Genomic DNA, 24,724 nt, shown 5'->3' on the forward strand with positions numbered 1-24,724 from the left:
CGTGCCTACTGGCCACTTCGACGACTCTCCTGGCTGCTTCAACACCTGACTTTACCGGTTCTGGTGTTGTCGGCAAAACAGGTCGTGTGTAAGGGTTATTTCAGAACTCAATCACCTTCCTGGAAGACTTAAGTGAGTTGTAATTGCTAACAAAATTGGCGCTCATTCAAACCTACCTCAATCTTTTATCTGTAAGCGAAACCAAAGGGCATAAAGCGCCGGGACAAACAATAGCGTGATCAGAGTGCCCACTGCTACGCCACCTATAAGCACATAAGCCAGCGGCCCCCAGAACAGGTCAAAGGTCAGAGGAACAAACGCCAGAACGGCCGCCAGAGCGGTGAGCACCACGGGGCGGGAACGTTGCACTGCCGCCTCGACAACGGCTTCTCTCGCAGCCATCCCCGCTTTGAAGTTGTCCTGCACCTGCTGCGTCAGAATCATGGTGTTTCGCATCAGGATGCCGCCCAGGCCAATCAGCCCCAGCAGCGCGGTAAAGCCAAAGGGTTGATTAAACAGCAGCAGAGCCAGCACAGCCCCAATCAGCCCCAGTGGCGCGGTGGCAAGAACAGTCAATGTGCCGATAAAGGAACGCATCTGAAGCATGATAAAGATCAGCATCAACGCCAACATCACCGGTTGTAATGTCTGGATTGAAGCATTGGCTTTGGCTGATTGTTCCACCGTACCGCCGATTTCAATACGGTAACCCTCCGTCAACTGTTCGCGCAGGCCCGTCATCGCACTCCATATCTCCTTGGTAACATCCGGTGGCTGGGCACCTTCTACATCGGCCTGAACGGCCAGGAAGGGGTCACGGTTGTAACGCTTTATGACGGGGTCCTCGTAACGAACCTGCCACTTGCCCAGTTGCTGTACGGAAAGTTTGCGGTCGTCGCGGGTTTTGATTTCAAGATCTTCCGGCATGATCACTTCGCCACGGGCATTACGCGCCACCAGTTGAACACTCCTTATGCCCTGACGTAGTTCGGTGACGGCCACTCCGCGGAGTTGGAACTGCAGTTGCCGGGCAACTTCCGCCGGGGTCAGGCCCATCCAACCCAGGTTTTGCGGGTCCATATCAAGATAGAGAGTGGGCACGCGCTCATCCCATTCGAGATGCGGCATGACGATATTCGGATGCCCGGTCATGAGAGTGCGGATCTGGTGCGCGATCTCTCTGAGTTGATCGGATTCCGGACCCAGCACACGAAAACTGACCGGCCAGACCACCGGGGGACCGTACAGCAAACGCGTCACCCGCACTCGTGCCTCCGGAAATTCACCCGCCGCGATTCTGGTTTCCAGCGCCGAGATGATGCGATCGCGCCCTTCAACGTCCTGCCCAATGGCAATCAACTTGGCAAATGCCGGGTCCGGCTGCTCGGGGTTGGCCGATACGAAGAATCGGGGCGCACCGGCACCGATGTAAGCAGAAAGGCTTTTCACCTCCGGCATGTCCATCAGAATCGCTTCCAGGCGTCTGACACTTTGATCCGTGGTGGCAATAGCGCTCCCCTGCGGAGCATAGACACTGATCAGAACTTCGGGGCGATCAGAACTGGGAAAAAATTGCTTCTGCACCTGGGTTGCCATACCGAAAGCACTGATCGCCAGCAAACCCACTGTTATCAAAACAACGGTTTTCCGGTACTGTACACACGCTGTGATCACCCCGCGCAACCGCTGATAAAACGCGCTTTGGTATAGGTCCTGGCCCGTATGCCCGGTGTAATCGGGCAAGAGCTTGACGCCCAGATAAGGCGTAAAGGTTACCGCCACCACCCAGGAAATCAACAACGAAAAAGCCAGCACCCAGAAGATGTTGCCGGTGTATTCTCCCACCCCGGACTGGGCAAATCCGATGGGAACAAATCCGGCCACCGTCACCAGCGTTCCAAACAGCATGGGCGCGGCGGTTACGCTCCAGGCATGACTGGCTGCCCGTACCCGGTCCCAGCCGCTCTCCATCTTCACAATCATCATTTCAATGGCGATGATCGCATCGTCCACTAACAGGCCTAGTGCGATAATCAACGCACCCAGGGTGATGCGATCAAGGTTAATGCCTGCCATTTTCATCAATAAGAAAGTCAGGCCGAGAGTCACGGGAATCGCAATACCCACCACCAAACCCGCGCGCAGACCGATCGCCAGTATGCTGACCCCCATCACCACGACCAACGCAACCAGAAACTTGACCTGAAAAAGATCAACCGCCTGAGTGATGGCTTCCGCCTGATCGGTCAGGGTCTGTATTGACATTCCCAGCGGCAGCCTGCCCTGTTCGGCACTGACAAACTCGCGCAGCCGCTCACCAAACTCCAGGCCATTTTCACCCGCGCGCATGACGACACCTAACAGGATCGCATCCTCACCGTTGGAGCGGACGATGTAGCTCAAAGGATCTTCATAACCTAAACGCACCTCGGCCAGATCAGACACGGTGATAAGCTGGTCTCCGATACGCAGAGGTACTGAGGTGAGGCGCTCAAGGTCAGACAGGTCGATGTTGCTGCGGACATAAACCCGCGGGCCGGCAAGATCAACAAAGCCAAGAGGCTGAAGACGGTTGTTGGCCTCTATCGCCTGCAACACCTCTTCTGCCGACAAACCGAGGTTGTTGAGCCGGTCCTGATCAAATTCGAGATACACCCGCTCAGGACGCTCCGCCAGGAGCTGTGCTTTTTGCAAGCCGGGCAGCCGTTGCAAGCGATCCCGTATCGATTCTGCCTCTCGGGTCAGTTCACGCATTGGCATCCCGGGTGCCGTCAGCGCCAGCAGGGAGAAATACACATCCGCGAAATCATCGTTGACGATGGGGCCGATCACACCCCGGGGCAGATTGGGCTTCTCATCGAGCATGCGTTTGCGGACTTGATAAAAGAGGTCCGGCACTTTTTCGCTGGGCGTCGAATCCTGGAATCGGATAAGCATGGCGGCCTGCCCGGGCCGAATGGTTGTTTCAATGGTATCGGTATACGCCACCTCCTGAATTTGCTTTTCCAGACGATCCACGACCTGATTCTGCAGCACCTCGGGGGTTGCTCCTGGCCAGGCTACCGAGACCACCATCGCCCGGACGGTGAACGCAGGGTCTTCCGCCCGACCCAGGGACGAGAACGCGTAGAAACCGGTAACAACGGACAGCAAAAGAAAAAAGAGGGTGACCGAACGCTCGCGCACTGCCAGCGCGGAAAGATTCGGTAAGCTCATTGAGCCAGCTCCCGCACCGCCATGCCAGGCGTGAGTAGGTGTGTCCCCAGCGCGACGATGGGCGTTCCCGCCTTGATGTCGACCTTGATCTTCGCATACTCCTCACCCAGATCGATAACATCGACCGCCAGGGGCGTTACCGTGCCGTCGGAAACCAACCAGATCTGCGGCGTTTGCCCTCTCTCATCCAGGGCACCCAGCGGTACGCGATGGCTGGGGGCGGTTTGCTTCTGCGCTAACCGCACACTCACCACCGACCCCAGGGTTAAAGACGAGGGGTAGGGCCCCTCCAGGCTGTATCGGGCACGCCAGCTCCGGCTTGCGCGGTCGGCAGCCCCGGCAATTTCTCTCAGGCTTACAGCTAGCTGTTCGCCATTGGGCAAAGGAACATAACCACGCCTGGCCGGGTTACTGCCCTCTGGTAAAAAAACTTCCACTTCCAGCGATTGATCTTCGGCCAGAACGGCAAGGGTTTGTCCGACACCCACAACCTGACCGGGTTCAACGTTGACCTCAGTGACCACGCCTGCATGGGCGGCTTTCAGTTCCGCATACCCCAGGGCATTCTGAGCCTGCTGATTGCGTGCAGAAGCCGTTTGCACCTGGCTGCGCGCCTCACGCTCTGCCAATTCAAGGCGTTGCAGGGTTTGTTCGCTGACAAACTGACGCCCCACAAGTTGCTGTTGGCGCTGGAGCTCATTGGTGGTAATTGCCAGGGCCGCTTCTGCACGCTTCAGATCCGCGGCGGCTCCCTCCGCCGTTGCTACAAGGTCTCGTGTATCGAGTTTGAACAGTAAGTCGCCTTTTTCCACGCGTTGACCGGCATCAATGTAACGATGTTGAATCCGACCGGCGGTCTGAAAGGCCTGAGGAACTTCGTGGCGGCCTCGCAGGGTTCCTGAAAATCTGTGCGCTGTTGGGCCGGCGTCCTTTAGTTCAACTGTTTTTACCCAGGGGATAGGGGCGCGGGCCTCTGGGGGCGGTTCCGAAGACTGCTGACAACCAGACAGAATGAGCAGCGAGATAAACAGTGTCAGCATACAGCGCATGGCAGGTGTCCCGATTGGCAAAATCAAGGTGTGGGTATCAGTTCTCGCGGTGTCTGGACAAAGCAAGTTGCAGGATGGCATCGCGAACGGCTTCCTTCTGTTCCATGGGCAGAAAATGAGTCGTACCCTCAAGAACCCTCACGTCAGCCGAGGGCAACAAGGTCTGCAGACGTTTTTGCGCCGCCGGCGAGAAGGTTGACCCGCGTTCCGCCGCCAGCGCGATAACCGGGCACCGCAACTGACGAATACCGGGCCAGGGGTTGTGTTCGGTATGGGCAAAGGTGGTGCTCTCCCACTCCGGCGCACACGCCAGGCGAACTTGATCGTCCTGCGGCAGAAAAGCGTGTTGGATGTAGGCCTCCAGCCATGCATCGGGCCAGGTCTTGAAGCCACCGCGGCCCCGATAGTTGTCCAGCGCAGCAGCGTGCGAGTCGAATACCCGGCGCCGACGGGCGGCTCCGGCGGCCAGTGACAACCGATGTGACTGGCGTAGCAGCTTGGCCAGCCACAACTTCAGGCCCTGCCCCGGATCCATGATCACCGGTTCCGCCAGAATCAGGCCCAGCACTTTGTCTGGCCGTCGGGCAGCGGCCATGATGCTGGTGGTGGCACCGATAGAATGGCCGGCGAGCCAGACCGGCTCGTCCAGGCTACCCAGCAGAGCGGTCATGTCGCGATAGTAGGTTTCCCAGCCCCGGAATGTCGAAAAGTTCGCCGCACCGGCGCTGGCCCCGTGCCCCCGCATGTCCCAGGCCAGGACATTGACGTCCGTGGCAAGCCCATCAAGGAGGGGGCGGTACAGGCGGCCATGGAAACCCGTTGCATGCGCCCAGTGCACCGTGGGGCGCGCTTTGGATTGCGGCCAGCGCCACAGTGCGATCTCCGCGCCATCCGGCGCCTGGAATTGGTCGCGTTCAGGGTTGTTGTGCTTATTGTTCATGAAGATCTGCTTCTTTGGCCGCCACTGTCGGGAGCAACAACTGAACCTGACCGCTGGCGATCGGTTTGCGCTTATCGCCCTGCCAGCAGGTCACCCGGACCAGGCTGCTCCGCCTGCCTTGTCGAACAATTTCGGCGCTGGCGAACGTCGATCGGGCCTGCGCGGAACGGAGGTAGTTAATGTGGCTGTCGAGAATGCGTGGGCAACGTTTGTCGGTATCCTGGCTTTGCGCAGCGACCCGCGCGGTGAGTTCGATCAGGGCGCCAAGCACGCCGCCATGGAGGGCGGGTAGCATAAAGTTGCCAATGAGCGCTTCACGACACGGCATATGAACCACTAGACCTACATCGTCGCGTTGAACCTCAAGCCCAAGGTGCCGTGCGTAGGGAATGCGCTCCAGCAGAGCCTGCCAGTCGGAACATTCTTTCCCGCTTTCGGTAGGGCCTGAGATGGGTTGTGCCGAATCGCCAGTCGTGCTCATGCGCCCTCCTTTTTTCGTCCACCGGCCTGGAATCGCTGGCCCTGGGTGTTGCGCATGAAGGTGGCGTTTGCCGTCGCTAACAGTGCACTATCGCTCTCGCTGAGGATGTCGCAATGGATGAACGCGACCTCGTCCGTTAAATGACGACAGGTGGCCACCGCCAAGAGGGCACGGTCGCCGATGGCGGGCCGCAGATAATCCATGCGCAGATCCAGCGTGGCAATGGGCATCAACTCCAGGGCCCCCGCGAATACCGCCAAGCCTCCGGCGGAGTCGGCCAGCGAGTAGAGCACGCTGGTGCAGATTTCTTTTGTATCCTCTTCGGCGAACATCCACGGCTGTGGGGTCAGGCGCATGCAGACCTGGTTTCCGTTCACAGAGACAACCTGCATACCCAGATCCCTGCCGTGGGGAACCTGTTCGGTGAACTGCCACGCCGTCGTCACAGCGTCACTGTGCTGAGCTCTGTTCGACTCCGTCATCAGATCTGCCCACCCCGGTTTGCATTTCGCACAGGGGCGGAAGTGGCGGGAAACAGCTGATTGTCATATGTCATTGCCATGTCAGTTTCTTCCGAATAACATTGTTGCTGGATTTTGGTTGGTTAACCAACCAAAAGTCAAGAATCTGTTGAGGCAAATGGCACGCCACCCGTGCAATGGCGTACGATCAGTGTAACAAGTCAGGTGGTGGCCGCTCTGATGAATAACGAACTGGCTTGCTGAGGAGATACTTAAGCGATGGTTAACAGACAGATGGCTCCTCCAAGCAAACTGGGCGACCAGGGCGACGTTTTGTCTAACGCAGCCAGGCTTTTTCGTGAGAAAGGCTTTGAAAGGACGTCGCTCAAGGAGATTGCCGAGGCCTGCAATATGCTGCCCGGAAGTCTGTATTATCGTTACAACAGCAAGGAAGCGCTGCTTGTCGAGCTGATGCGCCGGGGGGTGGACCTGGTTACCGCAGAGGTCGAGTCGGCTTACGCCAGTTCGGATGACCCGGTTGAGCGTTTACGTCTTTGTATCAACGCGCATCTGCGAGCCCTGTTGGTCGATTCGGACGCGGTTTACGTGCTGCTGTTTGAATGGCGGGCGCTGGGCCCGGAGGCTCGCGAGGAAATCATCGAACTGCGTGACCAGTACGAGTCCCTGTGGGCCGGTATCCTCGAAACAATGATTGCGCAGGGCGTGGTCCGCAAGAATATTGATGGCCGCCTGCTTCGCCTGATCGGCCTTGGGGCGCTCAACTGGGTTGCAACCTGGTTCGACCCGAACGGGGCTCATTCACTCGACACCATTGGCGACTTGATCTGGCAGATCGCTATGGACGGTGTGATCAATAAAGGGGGGCAGGCATAGGTTCTGGCTTCACAAACGCAAGCAAGTAGCCTCTGTTTATGATCGCTAATCATGCGGATGCACGGTTTGTGATCTGACATTTTGCCTGAACTGCTCAGGCGACTGGTCAAACCAGCGCTTGAAGGCGCGTCTGAAATTGGCACTGTCGTGATAGTTCATCAACGCGGCAATGGCCTCGATTGACAGCTGGCTGTCACGCAAGTAGGTCGCTGTCTGCTGGGACAGAATCTCGTCGCGAACTTTCCGAAAACCGCTGCGTTCCTGTTTGAGTTTGCGTGCCAGGGTGCGTTTGCTCATGAACAACGAGGCTGCTGCTTCGTCTTCACTGAGCGTTCCGGGCGGTCGGGACAACATCATCATCTTCAGCTGGGTCTGATAGCTCGGTTTATCCGACTGAAGTTGCGCAAGCATCGATTCACACTGTTGCAAGGCCAGACGATAGTTTTCGTGATTGGCGGAGGCATTCGGTTCCTGACACAACGACATCGGCAACGTAAGTTTTAACTGGTCGCAATCAAAGCGAATCTGCCCGGGCAAAAAATCGGCATACATTGCCTGATACGGGGGTTCAGGATGAGCGAAGCATATTTCAGCCTCATGCAAAGGGCGACCAATTATAAACTCGCCAAATTCAAAAAGGGCCTTAACCATCGCATCCGACAGGCACCGCTGTATGTCATCGTCCAGCGACTCCTGGTAGTCCAGAATACATTCCAGGCGCTCGTTGACTTGCCGCAAATGCAGTTGGATGAAGCTCGCGCGCGTGGGCAGAAAAGTATGAATCGCTTGCAGCGCAGTGAGAAAGTCGGGGCTGCTGTAGGCCACGAATCCCATCGCACCATGGGTTGCCGGGGTCAGTCGCTTGCCTAGCCATAACCCTAATTCCGGCTGGCCGGACAAATCCAGTGCGTTGCGCAGAATCCGCACCTGCTGCGCTGCGGTAAGCAGGCTTTCCTCGCTCAGGAATTGCGTCACACCAAGCCCGGTGCCGAGCAGCAGACGTGGCAGTTGTTTGGCTGTTAAATCGAGCTCACGTGCAATGAGCCGTGAGTAATTCGATGGAATACCGGGACCGGATTTTTGCAAATCACCCGTCTTCTGCGTCGTCATCATCGATCTTCCCCGTCCTAAATGATCGTCATTTTGTCTTTAAATGACCTCAGCTTGTCAAGAAATGACCTGACAGGAGTGTCGTCAGACAGACAATATCTATTACTGAACACTACTGGCAGGAGAACAATAATGGGCAAGATTACTTTTATAGAACATGATCAAACTGAACATGTTGCTGAATTCAAAGCTGGTTCCTCGGTAATGCAAATCGCCGTTGACAATCTGATTCCCGGTATTGACGGGGATTGTGGGGGAGAGTGTGCCTGTGGTACCTGCCACGTGATCGTCTCGGACGATTGGTTCAGAAAGACAGGTACGCCTGGTGGTGAGGAAGAGCAAATGCTGTCAATGACCCCGGAGCGGGCAAGCACTTCGCGCCTGGGCTGCCAGGTGGTCATTACTGATGAAATGGACGGCATGACCGTGCATTTACCCGAGTTCCAGATGTGAACATAGGAGGACGCATGCCAACACTGTCCAAAACATTTGACGACATTCAGTCCCGAGTGATTAATGCTACCTCCAGGGTGGTGCCGATGCACAGGCAGATCCAGGGGCTGAAACTGTTAATGGGCGCCAAGAAGAAGGCCTTCGGCCCACGCCGGCCCGTGCCCGAATTTGTTGAATCAGCCATCCCGGACGTTAACACGCTGGCCCTTGAGGACATCGATGTCAGCAATCCGTTTTTATATCGGCAGGATCAGTGGCGCGCCTATTTCAAACGGTTGCGTGATGAGGCTCCGGTCCATTACCAGAAGAACAGCCCCTTCGGCCCCTTCTGGTCGGTGACTCGCTTTGAAGACATCATGTTCGTGGATAAGAGTCACGACCTGTTTTCCGCCGAGCCGCAAATCATTCTGGGTGACCCTCCAGAGGGGCTGTCGGTGGAAATGTTCATAGCCATGGATCCGCCAAAACACGATGTGCAGCGCAGCTCGGTTCAAGGCGTGGTGGCACCAAAGAACCTGAAGGAAATGGAGGAGCTGATCCGATCGCGTACCGGCGATGTGCTTGACAGCCTGCCTCTGGGCCAGCCCTTCAACTGGGTGCCCACTGTATCGAAGGAACTCACCGGTCGCATGCTCGCAACCCTTCTGGATTTTCCTTACGAGGAACGTCACAAGCTGGTTGAGTGGTCGGATCGGATGGCCGGGGCAGCATCGGCAACCGGCGGCGAGTATGCCGATGAAGAGATCATGTTTGACGACGCGGCTGACATGGCCTGGTCCTTCTCCAGGCTCTGGAGGGATAAGGAAGCGCGCCGCGCGGCGGGCGAAGAGCCCGGTTTCGATTTGATCAGCCTGCTACAGAGCAACGACGACACCAAAGATCTGATCAATCGCCCGATGGAGTTTATCGGCAATCTGACGCTGCTTATCGTTGGCGGCAATGATACCACTCGCAACTCAATGAGTGGTGGCCTGGTGGCCATGAACGAATTCCCAAAGGAGCTCGAAAAACTGAAGGCAAAACCGGAACTGATTCCGAACATGGTGTCGGAAATCATCCGCTGGCAAACGCCGCTGGCCTATATGCGCCGAGTCGCCAAGCAAGATGTTGAGCTGGGCGGCCAGACCATCAAAAAGGGCGATCGCGTTGTGATGTGGTACGCCTCGGGCAACCGTGACGAGCGCAAGTTCGAAGACCCCGATCACTTCATTATCGATCGCAAGGACGCACGAAACCATATGTCATTTGGCTACGGTGTTCACCGTTGCATGGGCAACCGCCTGGCCGAATTGCAACTGCGTATCCTATGGGAAGAGATTCTCAAACGCTTTGACAAGATCGAAGTCGTCGGCGAGCCGGAGCGCGTGCAGTCCAACTTCGTGCGGGGCTATTCGGAGCTGATGGTCCAGCTGACACCAAAAAGTTAATGAACAGGCTAACCAGGATGACGACCGAACAATTTGACTATGTCGTGGTTGGCGCGGGCTCGGCCGGATGTGCTGTCGCCAGCCGCCTGTCGGAGAGCGGTCGCCATTCTGTGCTGCTGCTTGAAGCCGGTCCGGAGAGCCGCCGCAACCCTTTCGTGAACATGCCGCTGGGTTTCCTGCAGCTAATGTTCAGCCGCCGCTACAACTGGCAGTTCAATACCGAACCGCAGCGTCACATGCACGACCGGGCGCTTTTTCAGCCGCGGGGCAAGATGCTTGGCGGTTCCAGCGGCATGAACGCGCAGGTCTATATTCGCGGGCATGCCCGGGACTACGACGAGTGGGCACGGCTGGGGTGCAAAGGGTGGTCATACGCCGAGGTGTTGCCCTACTTCCGCCGATCGGAACATTTCGAGCCCAAACTTACGCCGAATGAGGCAGAATTTCATGGTCAGGGTGGTCCGCTGAACGTTGCCGAGCGCCGCTATACCAATCCGCTGAGCACGGCGTTTGTCGAGGCGGCGACCCAGGCAAAGTACCGGCTCAATACAGATTTCAACGGCAGTGAGCAGGAGGGCGTGGGCTTCTACTACGCCTACCAGAAAGACGGCACACGCTGTAGCAACGCGCGGGCCTATCTCGAACCCGCCACGGCGCGTTCCAACCTGACGGTTTGCAGCGGCGCGTATGTCACCCGGGTGCTACTCGAAGACACCCGCGCCACCGGTGTCGAATACCGCGATACAAAGGGGCTGACGCAGGTTCGTGCCGGGCGCGAAGTTGTGCTCTGCGGCGGCGCGTTCAACTCGCCGCAACTGCTGATGCTGTCCGGGATCGGTCCGCGGGAGGAGCTGTCCCGGCATGGCATAGAACTGCGCCATGCGTTGGAGGGCGTCGGGCAGAATCTCCAGGATCATATCGACGTGTTCGTGCGCGTCAGCGCCCGCAGCCGCCAAAGCATCTCGATGCATCCGAGCTACTGGCTCAAGGGGCTGTGGGGCGCTTTGACGTATCTGAGCGGTCGGCGGGGCGTGCTGTCGAGCAACGGCGCCGAGGCCGGCGGGTTCATCCGCTCCCGGCCCGAGGAGCCGGTACCCGACCTGCAGCTGCACTTCGCGCCAATGCTGTACGACGATCACGGGCGAGACCTGAAGACCGCGATGAGCGGTTATGGCTACGCGGTGATGATCTACGGGCTTAGGCCGTCGTCGCGCGGGCGCGTCGGTCTGCACAGTGCCGACCCGTTTGCCGCGCCGCTGATCGACCCCAACTACATGGCCGAGTCCGCCGATGTCGAGCGACTGGTGCGCGGTGTCCACCTGGTGCGCAAGATCCTGGCGCAGGCGGCGTTTGCCCCGCACCACGAGGTTGAGGTCTTGCCCGGGCCGGCGCTGCAGAATGACGACGATCTCGCCGCATGGGTACGGCGCAGCGGTGAATCAGCGTACCACCCGGTTGGCACCTGCAAGATGGGTGTTGATCCGATGGCGGTGGTCGATCCGCGCCTGCGCGTGCATGGCCTGCAATGCCTGCGGGTGGTCGATGCCTCCATCATGCCGACGCTGGTCGGCGGAAACACCAATCAGCCGGCAACCATGATCGGCGAGAAAGGTGCCGCGATGATACTTGAGGATGCCGGGGAGATGGTCGGCTGAGCTCCGCGCGCGCGGGCGTCACAGGGCTCAGTTGGCATCTGGACTTCTGATCAATCTGATTCCAAAGAACAGTAGAAAGAGACAGGCTATGGCAAACCAACAGAAAGAGACGACAGTCATCGTTGGCGGCGGGCACGCAGCAGGTGCGCTCCTGACAACCTTGCTGCAAAAGAAATATCAACATGAGGTGGTCCTGGTGGGCGAAGAGCCACATCCACCCTATCAGCGGCCGCCCCTGTCCAAGAACTACCTGGCAGGCGAGGTGGATCAGGAGTCGCTGTACCTCAAGCCGCGCTCGGTGTACGAGAACGCCGGCCATCAGTTGCGGCTCGGTGTACGTGCCGAACAAATTGATCGGGACAACAAGACCATCAGTTTGTCGGACCAGAGCACATTGAAATACGATCGACTGGTCCTGGCCACGGGGTCACACGTTCGACGCCTGAACGCACCCGGGGCTGACTTGAAGGGCATTCATTACCTACATGACATAGCTGACTCGGATGCCCTGCGTGAACAACTGGTTCCGGGGAAACGCTTGGTCATCGTGGGTGGTGGTTACATTGGCCTTGAAGTGGCAGCCAGCGCTACCAAAAAAAGCGTTGATGTCACGGTACTGGAAGCGGCCGAGCGTCTTATGCAGCGTGTAACAGGCCCGGAAATGTCGGAGTTTTTTTACACCAAACACAGTAACGCTGGCGTGGATCTACGCCTGAACACGGCGGTAACCGGTTTCGAAGCTAGCGATCAGGGGCATGTGGCTGGCGTGACATTGGCGAGCGGCGGCACTGTACCGGCCGACATCGTGCTCGTTTCAGTGGGTGTTGTGCCGGAAACCGCGCTGGCTGAGGCCGCCGGCCTGCCCTGTGATGACGGCATTATTGTTGACGAGTTTACCCGCACAGAAGATCCAGCCATCCTGGCGATCGGCGACTGTACCCGCCACCGGAATCTTTTCTTCGAGAAGATGCAGCGCCTTGAATCTGTCGCCAACGCGGTTGATCAGGCCCGGACAGTGGCGGCAACCCTGATGGGCGAGAAGAAACCCTATAATAGCGCTCCATGGTTCTGGTCGAACCAGTATGACGTGCGTCTGCAGATGGTGGGGTTGTCGCAATATCATGATCAGCGTGTGCTGCGCGGAAGCCCGGAAGACAAGGGATTTGCGGTGTTCTATCTCCGCGATGGCTGTGTCATTGCTGTTGATGCGGTCAACCTGCCCATCGCTTTTATGGTCGGCAAGACCCTCGTTCAACAACGCAGGCAGGTCAATCCTGAAATGTTGAAGGATCCGGATATTGAACTGAAGTCCTTGGTGAGCGGTCAGTCCATAAATTGAAATTGACGACCGAGTAGAGCTGTGCCCTTAGTTTGCCCAAAATTGCGAAAGCAATGCACAACTCATACGGCCTATGGATATCATATCCTACGACCGACAGCTTTCAGTGAGCGCAAAGGATGCGTGAGCCACAACCGGCGGAATTTCCCGTAGCCAGACACATTACTGTTGCTCTGGTAAACCGAGAGCACCATAGCGAATGATATGGACTCCCCCTGCTCCCACGGCATCGATGTGCCACATTGAAGGTGTCTGACATCTTCAATCAAAAGCAGGAGGAGTCATCATGAATGTTACAACCATTGGCATCGATCTGGCGAAAACTGTGTTCAGTATTCATGGCACCGATCAACACGGCAAGGTCGTGGTTCGCAAACGACTGAACCGGCCCAAGCTGTTGCCTTATATCGCTCAGCTCCCACCCTGCCTGATTGGCATGGAAGCCTGCTCGGGTGCCCACCATTGGGCTCGGGAAATGACCAAACTCGGCCACGATGTCCGAATCATTGCACCCCGGTTTGTCGCGCCCTATCGCAAGAGCAGCAAGAACGACGACAACGATGCCGAGGCCATCTGTGAGGCAGTAGGTCGGCCGAATATGCGGTTTGTTCCAATCAAGACCGAAGACCAGCAAGCCGTACTGTGCCTGCATCGTATTCGCCGTGGACTGACCAAAGAACGCACCGCGCAGATCAATCAGATTCGTGGGCTGCTGGCCGAGTTCGGACTGATCATTCCCCAGGGCCGTTACGCCGCACGGCGCCGGGTTCCCGAAATCCTGGAGGATGCCGAAAACGACTTACCCATGCTCGCTCGCCGCTTAATCAACAACATCAACCAACGCATTCGACAGCTCGATGAAGAAATCCTGGCTTACGATCGGGAGGTCGAAGCGATGGCCCGGAGCGATGAGCAGGCCAAGCGCCTTATGGCCATACCGGGTATCGGACCACAGACCGCAACAGCCCTGCTGGCCAGTGCGCCTGACCCCAGACAGTTCAAAAGTGGGCGACACTTTGCCGCATGGTTGGGTCTGGTGCCCCGACAATACTCGACCGGTGGCAAGGTGCGACTTGGCCGAATCACCAAGCGCGGGGACAAATACCTGCGAACGCTGCTGATCCATGGCACCCGGGCAGTGATTGCAAAATTACCGGATAAGAATGATCGACTCAGTGACTGGGCCAAAGACCTGGTGGAACGACGTGGATACAAGCGGGCCGCCGTTGCGATGGCGGCCAAGAACGCCCGGATTATATGGGCACTACTCATGAATCAAACCGAGTTTAAGACACAGCCTGTGGAGGGCTAAAACCGAGCACCAACGACAGGCAGAACAAGCCTGCCAGAAGAGTCTTGCAACGGCAAGCGATGACGGAACGGTCAGACCGAGAGTGGGAGAACCTGTTTATTTCTGCGGCTCAGCGAAGCCGACTAACGAATAAGGTCCCCGCTCACACGCATCATCATCCTGGCCCGGGCAAAAACGCCCACAAAGAGGCCGAATGTAGAGCCGCAGTCTCAAACCGCTTCGGATTCAAATGGCGTTGCTTGACCGCAGGGGGAGTCCATGTAGGTGAAATAATTCTCTATATGTCCCACTAATAACCTCACCTTGCAATTACCGACGAAAATATGAACTTGATTTTACCCACAAAGAAAAAGCGAAGTCTCTATCGGCCATTATGGGTAGAGGTTCCGATCACTCAATCCTTCATAAGCAACATCGCCCATTCGGTGTCGACCTCTTGTTTTGGTTCATCTGAGCATATGCTTTTTCATGCGGATGGGTGGTGGCAGCCAAGACAGGGCTTTTCAGACTGCAAGCTTCAAGCGGTGTGTAAATCAAACACAGTAAGATTCCGGCTTATTGATGGTGGACATCAAGAACCGATAGTTACGAGCGGTATTAATGTTAAGACACTTGCTCGATTAAATGAAACTTGCGGGACTACTGAAAAGGTTTTCTATAGTAAGGACGTGCCGGTCCTGATGGCTATATACTACTCGACTAAACGATACGAGACCTTTAAATGATGCATAAGGCTGGGGCTATATACCTAAGGAAGATCTGAATAACCGCTGGTTTTTGCCCCTTTTCCGCAATCTTGGCGGAAAAGGGGCGCATTGGTCTTACGCTGCAGGTTTTTATCAATCAGCAGGTTGCTGAAAGCGACCAGCAAATGCAGACGGTTGGTATACTTGGCATTTAAAAGCGATATGCAACACCGATGCTCACGATAGTGGGGTCCACTTCCACTTTTGCCTGAACAGGGGCCGGGCCCAGGTTACCGGTGATATCCGCCTCGAAGGGTGCATATCTAACGTCAAAATTTGCCGACCAGTTATTGTGTATCCTCCAGCGAAAACCAGCCTGAACCGCAGGGGCCCATGTATCTTCGACGTCGAAGTCGGTTAGTGCGCGATCCTTCTCATCTAAAAAGAGAATCCGTCCTACACCCGCTCCAAAGTACGGAGAGAAGTTGCTACCCGTCAAAACATGATACTGAAGCGAAAGAATTACCGGACCATAATCTGTTTGACCAAGAAAAAGACCGGAGAGAGACTCTTCGCCCTGGAGGTCCGCACTAGCGGGAATGCCGCCAAAAATGTTAAATGCCAGCTGATTACTCAGAAAATACGACACGTCGAATGATACGGTCGTATCGTTGTTAATAGACAGGTTGGAATTTGGAACGGGGGCACTCCCCGCAGAGGCTGATCGCAAATCTTCATCGGTTAGAACTCTAGTGGCATTCAGCCCAACCACCCAGTCGCCTCTACTGTAAACCGGCTCAGATTGAGCGTTGGCCAGGCTCGCAGCAAGTGAAAGTAAAAGGAACGCCACTAACGAGACTTTACTAATTATTTTAGGTTTCATTTTTTATTATCCTTTTTGGTATTAAAACAAATTGGCTTTAGGTAAAACTGCAATTTTTCGTAACACAAATGCCACTCATTGAAGCTAGCTTGCCGGTTTATTGACTAATACTTCCCCATACTCAGAACGCAGCTTGTTTTTTAATACTTTCCCAGTGGCATTGCGTGGCAATCCTTCCACAAAGATCGCGCGATCCGGGATCTGCCACTTGGCGACTTTCCCTTGATAATGAGCAAGAAGTTCCTCCTCAGTAATATTTGCGTCGGGTATTTTTACTGCCAACAGGATCGGTCGTTCGTCCCATTTATCATGGGAGGCCGCCACTACGGCAGCTTCATTGATGGCAGAATGGCCCATTGCGATTCCCTCCAATTCGACTGTAGATATCCATTCACCACCAGATTTAATAATATCTTTTGAGCGGTCACGTATTGTCATAAATCCATCATCATTGATCGAAGCAACATCACCTGTCTCGAACCAACCGTCTTCCTCAAGAGTCTGATTTGGTTCAACACCGAAGTAATCGGCTACCACCCAATGACCACGGATGCGGAGATTTCCCTGAGCAATGCCATCTTCGGGCAGTTGATGGCCGTCTTCACCCACAATTTTGAGCTGCACCCCGTAGGGAGGCCGTCCCTGGCTTTCACGGATTTTGTTTCTTCCTTCCTCCGAAAGAGTATTGTGTTTCGACAGCAGTGCATTGACGGTTCCGATCGGTGATGTTTCTGTCATTCCCCATGCATGGACAACTTCTACGCCATACTTACCACGAAACTCCGACATCATTGAGGGCGGACAAGCGCTACCCCCTATCACCGTCCGTTTAAGCGACTGTGCCGAGGAGCCAAGCTCGTCCAAAGCCGAGAGAAGTCCCTGCCAAATCGTAGGCACACCCAGCGCAATCGTTACGCTTTCTGAATCGATCAGCTTGACCAAACTTTGCCCATCCAGGCCAGGACCAGGCAACACCAGTTTGGCTCCAACCATCGCCGTAATGTAGGGTACCCCCCACGCATTTACGTGAAACATAGGAACAACCGGCATCACCACATCCCGTGCCGATAAATTCAGTGCGTCGGGTTGAGCAGCTACCAGCGCGTGCAGAACGGTGGAGCGGTGTGAATAGAGCACCCCTTTGGGATTTCCAGTGGTGCCCGATGTATAGCAGAGGCTTGAAGCCTGGTTTTCGGCGATTTCAGGCCAATTCGCGTTAGGCGTTCCTCGCTGGAGAAACTCTTCATAAAACAACAATCCTGGAAATTGCGCTGCAATTTCTTCGTCCGGTTCGGACATCAATACAAATTCCTCAACCGTCTCCAGTCGGTCTCGGATATTTGAAACAATGGGAAGGAACGTTTTGTCAAAGAATATGACTTTGTCTTGAGCATTGTTGATAACGTAAACGAGTTGTTCTGGAAACAGTCGCGGGTTAATAGTGTGACACACCATCCCGCCACCAGAGATGCCAAGATAACATTCCAGGTGCCCCACGTTATTCCAACAAATGGTCGCGCACCGATCCCCCTGGACATAGCCTGCCGTTCGAAGCGCTGACGCAAGTTGTCGCGACCGCTCCGAAACAGTTGCCCAGTCAGATCGACTGGGATTTCCATCCGTTCCTATCGACACAATCTCAGCGTCTCCATGGTAGCGAGCAGCATGGTCGATCAAGGAATTCACGGTGAGCTCCATGTTCATCATTTGGCCAAGCACGTTTATCTCCTGTCGTTTTTGTAGTTGGTTGACGCGAGTATCTGGCGTCATTAAGGTCCAATGTAGAAGGCATAATCCGGGTTTGAACCTAAACATTTCCCAAGAGGATGTCGGCTGCATTTTCGGCAATCATCATGGTGGGTGCGTTGGTGTTACCGGCAACCAAACTGGGCATTATCGAGGCATCGACAACTCTTAGCCCTTCAATCCCTCTGACTTTCAATTCCGGATCAACGACTGAATCCGGATCCGCGCCCATACGACAAGTGCCAACGGGGTGGTAAATAGTCTCTGCATTTTCCCGGATAAAGTCCGCAATCTGACCGTCCGAAGACACCAAGTTTCCGGGCTTAATTTCTCGTTCACTATGTAAAGCCATTGTTGGTGCCCCGAGTATCCGTCGTCCAAATTTAACGGCCGAGATCATTGTTTTGATGTCTTCGGGGTTACTGAGATAATTGGGTTGAATCAACGGGTCGGCCAATGGGTCAGGGCTTTTGAGGCCAATAAAACCGCGGCTTCTGGGCATTAGATCGCAAATATGCAAGGTGTACCCATACCCGGCCATCACTTTTCGTCCATGATCCTTCAGGTAAGTTGGCAAAAAGTGGAATTGCACATTTGGCCGTTCGCACGAGCGCTCGGATTTAACAAAGCCTCCGGACTCGGCAACATTACTGGTAAGAAATCCACGTCGCGCAAAGATATATGAGAATAATGCGCTCACGCCCCGAAACAGGAAACTGGGAGCAACGCCAATGGGCAAACGTGAGTTCGCCGCGTGCATGATCGTAATATCCAAATGATCAACCAGATTCTGGCCGACCTCAGGAAGATGATGCACAAGGGGGATCCCGTGTTTTCCAAGCTCTTGGCTATCACCGATTCCCGAAAGCATCAGCAGTTGTGGTGAATGAACCGCACCACCAGACAATATGATTTCACCGCCGTTATTGAGTCTAAGCTGGCGATATTCGCCCCCCTGGTTCAGTGTCACACCGACTGCCCGCTTACCGTCCATTACCACCCGGGTTACCCGCGCGTCCGTTAGCACATCAAGATTAGGCCGGTTCTCCGCGACACGCAGAAATGCCTGCGCTGAACTCCAACGCCGACCATTTTTTTGTGTCACCTGGTAGAGTCCCAATCCCTCTTGCGTCTCTCCATTAAAGTCCGTGTTTACCGGGAGCTCTACATGAGGTGCCGCTCGAACAAAATCTCGACTCAACGGATTGACTGATTTGAGTTCACTTACGGTGAGCTCACCGCCCTCCCCATGGTAAGAATCTGCGCCAAAACGTTTATTATCTTCCAGTCGACGAAACAATTTTAAAGCGCGATCCCATCCCCAGAGGTCGGTCCCGGCAACTTGACCCCAGTGGTCATAATCGGCTTTGTGACCTCTGATATAGACCATGGCGTTGATAGAAGAGGACCCGCCAAGCGTTTTACCACGAGGCCAAAACAGGCGGCGCTCCTTCAGATGTTCTTGAGGTTCGGTTTCAAGAGCCCAATTCAGCTTTTTACTATTGGAAAGGAGTGCTATACCTATAGGCATATGTATGAGTGGATTTTTATCCTTTGGGCCCGCTTCTAGCAACACTACTCGCTTTGAAGAGTCCGCCGTAAGCCGATTGGCCAATACACAGCCCGCCGATCCCGCACCGACAATAATGTAATCGTACATAATAACTCTCTTATTATTTGATTATGCTCAGCCCAGAATTCGAACAGCTGCCTCTATAAGACGCCGGACCCAGGCTGTATAGGGTGGGAAAAGAAGATGCATAAGAGAATGTTTATCCTCCATCAACGCCTTTTCATGCGAAAAAGCGCGGAAGCCGTATTCACCGTGTGCCGCCCCTATCCCGGAATTATTAACTCCACCAAACGGCAGACCCGGATGTAGAAAATGCACAACTGTAAGGTTGACTCCTACAGCGCCGGAGCTCGTTCGCTCGATAATATCCGTGGCAAAAGACTCTTTTTTGTCGAATATGTAAAGCGCAAGCGGTTTAGGGTTATCGTTGATTTTCTTGATAACCAGATCAATATCGTCGAATTCAATAACGGGTAAGATCGGGCCGAATAACTCCTCACGTGAAATATCCATGTCACTGGATACATTTGAAATTAACGTCGGAGCAATAAAATTCTCTTCAGCATCTGTAACACCGCCTTCAAAGACTCTTGCACCTTTGCTTTTGGCATCATCTATCAGGTTTGAAACTCGCTGGAAATGACGTCGATTTACAATCCGGCAATAGTCGGCGGTCGATTTCTGGGCTTCTGGTGTTTTTCCATAGACTCGCCCAATTTCCGTTTTAAGTGCTTCATTGAATTGATCTGCGATATTAACGTGCACAAAAACATGATCTGGGGCGATACAGGTCTGTCCATTATTGGCAAACTTACCCCAGACAATGTTTCTTGCAGCCCTCTTTATGTTGGCATCTGGACCGACAATGGTCGGGGACTTACCCCCCAATTCCAGTGTCACTGAGGAAAGATTCTTGGCGGCAGCCTCCATGACCAGCTTGCCGACCGCAGGACTGCCCGTGAAGAATATATGGTCGAAGGGCAAGGCCAACAGTTTCTGCGCTACCGCGGCATCACCCTCAATCACGGAAACCAGATCGGGAGGGAAGGTTTCGGCGACAATGTTGGCAATCACCTTTGAGGTATGGGGTGTCATTTCCGAGGGTTTAATGATGGCTCCGTTCCCTGCAGCTAACGCTGAGACGAGAGGTCCGAGCGCAAGATTGAGCGGATAATTCCACGGTGCAATAATCAGGCACACTCCCTTTGGTTCTGGCCGAACATAAGATTTCGTGCCCAGAACACCAACGGATGCAGCCACTCGCTTCGGACGCATCCATTTACGCAAGTGTTTTTTAGTGTGTCGAATTTCCTGAAGCACCGGCAGGAGTTCAGTTAATTTGACTTCTGGAGCGGGTTTTCGAAAGTCCGCCGCGCACGCCGCAATGATGTTTGATTCGTGGCGTTTAATTGAATCCCGCAGCTGGTCGAGCTGCGCTATTCGAGCCTCCAAGGTAAAGCTTCCGCGACGCGCAAGTTGTGCCCGCTGTAGGGCCGCGAACGTTGAATCAATCGTATCGCTGGTTGACACATTGGTCACCCCAACCTCCGCCAGACTAGCAATCTGCATTATAAAATCACCTCTTGCTGAACGAGACTGTTGTTATTTTCAATCGGATTACTAGTCTTCATAGAGGACATAGTCCTCTTTTGTGGCACCACAGTCCGGACAGCACCAATCGTCTGGAATATCTTCAAAACGAGTGCCCGCAGGGAAGCCTTCGGCTTCATCTCCGAGAGCTTCATCGTAGATATGGCCGCAAGTGATGCAGACCCACTTCCGATAGGTATCTTTTTGAGTCGAGTCTTTGGGCGATTTTGAAGAGGTGGGCTTCGGTTTCGCTTTGGGCTTTGTTTTATTTTTAGCTGAAGGAGTAGATGCGTCCGTTGCTTTCTGCGATGCTCCCTCGGTCTTAGCTTGGCTGGCAGGGCGGACCGCTGTATTGGTTGCGGACACCGAAAGTTCCGGGTTCGCTTCTTGAAGCGCAACGAAGTCAACCTTATCCCTGACGGCACAGTCTGGACAGGACCAGTCTTCAGGAATTTTTTCCCATGTCGTTCCTGCAGGAAAGCCTTCGTGCGGATCACCAACCACTTCGTCGTATACATAACCACAATCAGGGCATTGATATTTAGCCATTTAGAGCACCTTTCAAACGATATTATTGTCTTTGTTTTGGTAGCGCCCGACGCGCACCCTCTTTCAGGTGCACGTCAGAGGCTCTTTTTCTGCAACGTAAATAAAGTAAACGAGGTATATAAGTTCCGATTAGCCGATCATTTAGCCGCGGCGGTATCGACTGATTCAGAATCAGTCCCACCAAATTTACGCTCATAGAATTCACGCTTGCCGGGTTGAATCTGAATCTTGTCGAGATCTCCTTTAGCCCAATCCAGCACCCGGTGGTCCATTATCGAACGAAACCATGAGGGAAACATTGCGGCCAGGAACATTCCGGGATATCCCGAAGGTAAGGAAGGCAGGTCTTTGAAATCGCGAAGCGATTGATAGGACCTTGTAGGATGGGCGTGATGGTCGGAATGTCGTTGCAAATGAAACAGAATCAGGTTCGACATAATATGGTTTGAGTTCCATGAGTGGTGCGGTTGTTGACGCTCATAACGTCCATCCGACATCTTCTCGCGCAGCAATCCGTAATGCTCAATGTAGTTGGCGCTGGTCAGCTGCCACCAGCCAAAGGCCATTTGAATGGGCAAAAAGATCAGCATTAAGGGACCAAAAAACGCCAGCAATCCCGCATAAAGCACAGCGGTCAAAATCATAGGCTGAAGAACTTCGTTCTCCAGGCTCCAGACACTTTTTCCACAACGACTGAGGCGCTGTTCCTCTAAATCCCATGCCCGCTTGAAAGCACCGGGAATTTCACGCAGTGAGAATGAGTAAATGGACTCACCCATGCGGGATGTCGCCGGGTCCATCGGCGTAGCCACATCACGGTGATGCCCCTTATTGTGCTCAATGAAGAAATGACCATATCCGACCACGGCGAGGACAAGCTTCGCCATCCAACGGTCAAACGTTTCTTTTTTATGGCCAAGTTCGTGGCCTGTGTTCAGAGCCAGGCCATTCACGATTCCCAGGGAAAGGGCCAATGCCAGAAACTCGAAAACACTCATTGGTTGCGTGGATACCCACCAGGCACTGACAATCAAGGCGGCATAGTGAATAGGAACCGTCAAGTAGGTCAGTACCCGATAGTAACGATCCTGTTCAAGCCGAGGCACAGCCGACTCGGGGGGGTTTGAAAAATCCTCTCCAAACATGGCATCAATCAAGGGAACTGCGCCATACCAAAGGATCAACACCAATCCGTACCAAATGCTCCATCCAGTCTGGGATACCAAATAAAGGCCAATAAGAGGCGTCGCTGGCCACAGCACAGAAAGGACCCAGAGGTGGCGTTTTCTGTCGACATAACCTTCGGCATCAGGGTCTCTCTGAAGAGACTCTGTTGTTAAGACATTTTCTGACATTGACATTAGGATCACCTTATTGTTTTTCAGCTTGATCATTTTTCTACATTGTGCGAACACCGAGTCCCTCAGGTGAACTGACAAGTTGTAGGCATGAACAGGTTTGGCCAGAACCGGATATCAAACAACTACCCTAAGGGGTAGTTTTCGCACTAGACATCTATCAATATGCTTTCACCCCATAGCGCCCTCGCGTTTCGGGGAGACGAAGCAGGAGATCGGATTGTCATGACCCGCCATAGCTTGGAAGACTGGTGTCGGAGGATGTCTGAAAGGATGTGGGCTCGTCAGTGTTTCATTACTCAAGGGTGTTTAGACCGCTATTGCCTGAGCGCTTCTGCTACGCCTGAATCAAAGGTAGTTCTGTATCGGGCCCCGCCAGGCTATGGAAAATCTGTACAAGTGGCCTTTGCAGCAAACACTCGCGAACTGGAACTTGAGAGCGTCGTTTACATCAATACCCGATCTTTCCCTGACTCATATGGCGTTAATGACAGTTTGTTTGCAGCGTTAGTTTTATATCAAATCGAAGGAGTTGAATCTTGGCGCACGATAAAAAGTGACATCGACACCATCGAAGCTCTTCGAAACGCACTGTGTAATGCAAAAAAGACGATAAGAATTTGCCTTGATGGGATTGGCGAGGCTAAACATACCGCGGATTTGATTGAGGATTTAATCTGTGAAACACCGAGCAATGTGAAATTTTTCATTGCACCGAGTCGCGTCGGGGCGTTGGCGCGTTTGTCTATGATGACGGGTGTTGTAACGTATGGTGCTGATGAACTTGTATTTACAGAAGAGGAGGTTAGTGAATTATCGGGTATGGGTGGCCCCGAAGCCAGCAACATCATAAAAGCCACCGGTGGATGGCCAGCACTTGTCAGGCTTATGTGCCAAACCCCAAACCCAAATCTCCCCGCAGCGACTTGGCCGGAAACTCGCTCGTATTTCAGGGACAACCTCTTAACTGCATTACCCGATAGTACGAGGACCTTTCTTTGCAATGCAGCGATGCTCGAAGTAATCAGCGCTGAATGCTATGGCTATGTCTATAAGACAGAAGAGGCCGACCGGGAAATTACGTTTCTTAACGAACATTATGCTCTTTTAGCTCCCACCGGAACTTCTGGTGATCGTATGGATATGCACCCTGTGCTGCGAGAGTATTTGCGTAGTTTATTTAACACCACCCAACGAGAACGTCGCTCGTATGTACTGAAACGGGTCGCGTTCTGGCATTGGCGTAGGGGAGAGTACCTCCATTCAATCAATGCAGCTCTGGAAGCCAGTGACCATCGTTGGGCTCGCGTCGTAAGTGACAGCATTATTCTGGACGTGGCTCTGAGGCAGGGTGAAATCGAAGTACTTCGCACCTGGTTTGGAAAAGTACCGGCTCGTACGATAAAAAAAATCGCTGCCTTGAGCATAGGTTACGCGTGGATTTTGTATTTCAGCCAACAAGCTCGTCAAGCAGAGGAAATACTGGTTAGTTCGCTTCATCCGAGCTCCAGGGGGGTGGGCAATCTTGATGAGGAAGGATGGCGGGAATTGGTTAATGCGATAGGCAAAGCTACACAGGATGAATTACTGGAGAGTCAGGTTCTCTGTCAAAAATGGATAGACTCCTTTGGCGACCGTAACATGGTTGGCAAAGGCGCAGCACTTACTTGCCAGGCATTCATTGCCTCCAGTGGACGCCATTTTGAAGAGTTGGAGCGATTGTCCCATCGAGCGGCTGTGGCCATCCAGTCATCCAATCAACATTACGCTTTTATCTGGCTTAAAACTGCAGAAATTCAGGCTGAACTGTTCAAGGGTGACATCGCCCGAGCAATGAGTGTGTTGATCCAGGCGAATAAAACAGCAGAAAAGATTGGTAATCCCCCCATTTTTAGCGGGGTTCAAAAGTAGACCTTAGGCCATCATGGCCAACTTCTGTTGAGGGGTAATCCCTCCGAGTCCCATATTGGGTCGTTCGTGATTGTAGTGCCAGAGCCAGCGA

General features: G+C 54.0%; 19 protein-coding genes. 7 read left to right on the top strand and 12 right to left on the bottom strand.

The annotated features are described in order from the left end of the window. Positions 1-177 precede the first annotated feature (177 nt). From FO268_RS14610 to FO268_RS14630, 5 genes are read right to left on the bottom strand one after another with little or no spacing between them, the layout of a single operon-like run. On the bottom strand, positions 178-3,216 hold the full coding sequence (locus FO268_RS14610) for an efflux RND transporter permease subunit (protein ID WP_014422284.1): 3,039 nt from the start codon (positions 3,214-3,216) through the stop codon (positions 178-180). Next, positions 3,213-4,265, bottom strand: coding sequence for an efflux RND transporter periplasmic adaptor subunit (locus FO268_RS14615; protein WP_150994049.1), 1,053 nt, complete (start codon positions 4,263-4,265; stop codon positions 3,213-3,215). Before FO268_RS14615 ends, FO268_RS14610 begins: the two co-directional genes overlap by 4 nt. A gap of 37 nt (positions 4,266-4,302) precedes the next feature. Continuing rightward, complete coding sequence (locus FO268_RS14620; protein ID WP_014422286.1) at positions 4,303-5,205, bottom strand: alpha/beta fold hydrolase; 903 nt, start codon at positions 5,203-5,205, stop codon at positions 4,303-4,305. Beyond that, on the bottom strand, positions 5,195-5,686 hold the full coding sequence (locus tag FO268_RS14625; protein WP_014422287.1) for a PaaI family thioesterase: 492 nt from the start codon (positions 5,684-5,686) through the stop codon (positions 5,195-5,197). Before FO268_RS14625 ends, FO268_RS14620 begins: the two co-directional genes overlap by 11 nt. Then, positions 5,683-6,168, bottom strand: a complete 486-nt coding sequence (locus tag FO268_RS14630; protein WP_014422288.1) for a PaaI family thioesterase — start codon at positions 6,166-6,168, stop codon at positions 5,683-5,685. Before FO268_RS14630 ends, FO268_RS14625 begins: the two co-directional genes overlap by 4 nt. 258 nt (positions 6,169-6,426) lie before the next feature. Here FO268_RS14630 and FO268_RS14635 point away from each other — a divergent pair, with 258 nt between their 5' ends. Beyond that, positions 6,427-7,041 carry a TetR/AcrR family transcriptional regulator gene (locus FO268_RS14635; RefSeq protein ID WP_014422289.1) on the top strand — a complete coding sequence of 205 codons (615 nt, stop codon included), beginning with the start codon at positions 6,427-6,429 and terminating at the stop codon, positions 7,039-7,041. Between the two features lie 45 nt (positions 7,042-7,086). Here FO268_RS14635 and FO268_RS14640 read toward each other — a convergent pair whose 3' ends face one another. Next, complete coding sequence (locus FO268_RS14640) at positions 7,087-8,154, bottom strand: AraC family transcriptional regulator (RefSeq protein ID WP_014422290.1); 1,068 nt, start codon at positions 8,152-8,154, stop codon at positions 7,087-7,089. Positions 8,155-8,283: 129 nt separating this feature from the next. On the opposite strand from FO268_RS14640, the gene FO268_RS14645 reads away from it, so the two are divergent. From FO268_RS14645 to FO268_RS14665, 5 genes are all read left to right on the top strand, one after another. Next, positions 8,284-8,604, top strand: coding sequence for a 2Fe-2S iron-sulfur cluster-binding protein (locus FO268_RS14645; protein WP_008170311.1), 321 nt, complete (start codon positions 8,284-8,286; stop codon positions 8,602-8,604). A 14-nt stretch (positions 8,605-8,618) separates the two neighbouring features. Further along, positions 8,619-10,031 carry a cytochrome P450 gene (locus FO268_RS14650; protein WP_041654913.1) on the top strand — a complete coding sequence of 471 codons (1,413 nt, stop codon included), beginning with the start codon at positions 8,619-8,621 and terminating at the stop codon, positions 10,029-10,031. A 17-nt stretch (positions 10,032-10,048) separates the two neighbouring features. Then, entirely contained in the window at positions 10,049-11,686 is a 1,638-nt protein-coding gene (locus FO268_RS14655) for a GMC family oxidoreductase (protein ID WP_225316732.1), read from the top strand. 88 nt (positions 11,687-11,774) lie between these two features. Further along, positions 11,775-13,025 (top strand): NAD(P)/FAD-dependent oxidoreductase, encoded by a 1,251-nt coding sequence (locus FO268_RS14660; protein WP_041654915.1) that lies wholly within the window; start codon positions 11,775-11,777, stop codon positions 13,023-13,025. Between the two features lie 286 nt (positions 13,026-13,311). Beyond that, a complete protein-coding gene (locus FO268_RS14665) occupies positions 13,312-14,337 on the top strand; it encodes an IS110 family RNA-guided transposase (protein WP_008170306.1) in 1,026 nt (341 codons plus the stop codon). Between the two features lie 897 nt (positions 14,338-15,234). On the opposite strand, the gene FO268_RS14670 is transcribed toward FO268_RS14665, so the two are convergent. From FO268_RS14670 to FO268_RS14695, 6 genes are all read right to left on the bottom strand, one after another. Next, positions 15,235-15,906, bottom strand: coding sequence for an OmpW/AlkL family protein (locus FO268_RS14670; RefSeq protein ID WP_008170303.1), 672 nt, complete (start codon positions 15,904-15,906; stop codon positions 15,235-15,237). An 84-nt stretch (positions 15,907-15,990) separates the two neighbouring features. After that, positions 15,991-17,676 (bottom strand): long-chain fatty acid--CoA ligase, encoded by a 1,686-nt coding sequence (locus FO268_RS14675; RefSeq protein ID WP_227716479.1) that lies wholly within the window; start codon positions 17,674-17,676, stop codon positions 15,991-15,993. 37 nt (positions 17,677-17,713) lie between these two features. Further along, positions 17,714-19,312: a GMC family oxidoreductase gene (locus tag FO268_RS14680; RefSeq protein ID WP_014422295.1), complete on the bottom strand. Its 1,599-nt coding sequence runs from the start codon at positions 19,310-19,312 to the stop codon at positions 17,714-17,716. Positions 19,313-19,339: 27 nt separating this feature from the next. Then, on the bottom strand, positions 19,340-20,794 hold the full coding sequence (locus FO268_RS14685; RefSeq protein WP_014422296.1) for an aldehyde dehydrogenase family protein: 1,455 nt from the start codon (positions 20,792-20,794) through the stop codon (positions 19,340-19,342). Between the two features lie 51 nt (positions 20,795-20,845). Further along, positions 20,846-21,364 carry a rubredoxin gene (locus FO268_RS23330; RefSeq protein WP_014422297.1) on the bottom strand — a complete coding sequence of 173 codons (519 nt, stop codon included), beginning with the start codon at positions 21,362-21,364 and terminating at the stop codon, positions 20,846-20,848. A 137-nt stretch (positions 21,365-21,501) separates the two neighbouring features. Beyond that, positions 21,502-22,725 carry an alkane 1-monooxygenase gene (locus FO268_RS14695; protein WP_197463861.1) on the bottom strand — a complete coding sequence of 408 codons (1,224 nt, stop codon included), beginning with the start codon at positions 22,723-22,725 and terminating at the stop codon, positions 21,502-21,504. Positions 22,726-22,947: 222 nt separating this feature from the next. On the opposite strand from FO268_RS14695, the gene FO268_RS14700 reads away from it, so the two are divergent. Then, entirely contained in the window at positions 22,948-24,633 is a 1,686-nt protein-coding gene (locus FO268_RS14700) for a MalT transcriptional regulator family protein (protein ID WP_225316736.1), read from the top strand. Positions 24,634-24,724: the final 91 nt, after the last annotated feature.

It is taken from the genome of Marinobacter denitrificans (genome assembly GCF_008795955.1).
Taxonomy (GTDB): domain Bacteria; phylum Pseudomonadota; class Gammaproteobacteria; order Pseudomonadales; family Oleiphilaceae; genus Marinobacter; species Marinobacter denitrificans.

Bases quoted from the DNA above. Each gene is read 5' to 3' on its own strand.
- FO268_RS14610 (WP_014422284.1), bottom strand. From the start codon at position 3,216: ATGAGCTTACCGAATCTTTCCGCGCTGGCAGTGCGCGAGCGTTCGGTC.
- FO268_RS14615 (WP_150994049.1), bottom strand. From the start codon at position 4,265: ATGCGCTGTATGCTGACACTGTTTATCTCGCTGCTCATTCTGTCTGGT.
- FO268_RS14620 (WP_014422286.1), bottom strand. From the start codon at position 5,205: ATGAACAATAAGCACAACAACCCTGAACGCGACCAATTCCAGGCGCCG.
- FO268_RS14625 (WP_014422287.1), bottom strand. From the start codon at position 5,686: ATGAGCACGACTGGCGATTCGGCACAACCCATCTCAGGCCCTACCGAA.
- FO268_RS14630 (WP_014422288.1), bottom strand. From the start codon at position 6,168: ATGACGGAGTCGAACAGAGCTCAGCACAGTGACGCTGTGACGACGGCG.
- FO268_RS14635 (WP_014422289.1), top strand. From the start codon at position 6,427: ATGGTTAACAGACAGATGGCTCCTCCAAGCAAACTGGGCGACCAGGGC.
- FO268_RS14640 (WP_014422290.1), bottom strand. From the start codon at position 8,154: ATGATGACGACGCAGAAGACGGGTGATTTGCAAAAATCCGGTCCCGGT.
- FO268_RS14645 (WP_008170311.1), top strand. From the start codon at position 8,284: ATGGGCAAGATTACTTTTATAGAACATGATCAAACTGAACATGTTGCT.
- FO268_RS14650 (WP_041654913.1), top strand. From the start codon at position 8,619: ATGCCAACACTGTCCAAAACATTTGACGACATTCAGTCCCGAGTGATT.
- FO268_RS14655 (WP_225316732.1), top strand. From the start codon at position 10,049: ATGACGACCGAACAATTTGACTATGTCGTGGTTGGCGCGGGCTCGGCC.
- FO268_RS14660 (WP_041654915.1), top strand. From the start codon at position 11,775: ATGGCAAACCAACAGAAAGAGACGACAGTCATCGTTGGCGGCGGGCAC.
- FO268_RS14665 (WP_008170306.1), top strand. From the start codon at position 13,312: ATGAATGTTACAACCATTGGCATCGATCTGGCGAAAACTGTGTTCAGT.
- FO268_RS14670 (WP_008170303.1), bottom strand. From the start codon at position 15,906: ATGAAACCTAAAATAATTAGTAAAGTCTCGTTAGTGGCGTTCCTTTTA.
- FO268_RS14675 (WP_227716479.1), bottom strand. From the start codon at position 17,676: ATGACGCCAGATACTCGCGTCAACCAACTACAAAAACGACAGGAGATA.
- FO268_RS14680 (WP_014422295.1), bottom strand. From the start codon at position 19,312: ATGTACGATTACATTATTGTCGGTGCGGGATCGGCGGGCTGTGTATTG.
- FO268_RS14685 (WP_014422296.1), bottom strand. From the start codon at position 20,794: ATGCAGATTGCTAGTCTGGCGGAGGTTGGGGTGACCAATGTGTCAACC.
- FO268_RS23330 (WP_014422297.1), bottom strand. From the start codon at position 21,364: ATGGCTAAATATCAATGCCCTGATTGTGGTTATGTATACGACGAAGTG.
- FO268_RS14695 (WP_197463861.1), bottom strand. From the start codon at position 22,725: ATGTCAATGTCAGAAAATGTCTTAACAACAGAGTCTCTTCAGAGAGAC.
- FO268_RS14700 (WP_225316736.1), top strand. From the start codon at position 22,948: ATGACCCGCCATAGCTTGGAAGACTGGTGTCGGAGGATGTCTGAAAGG.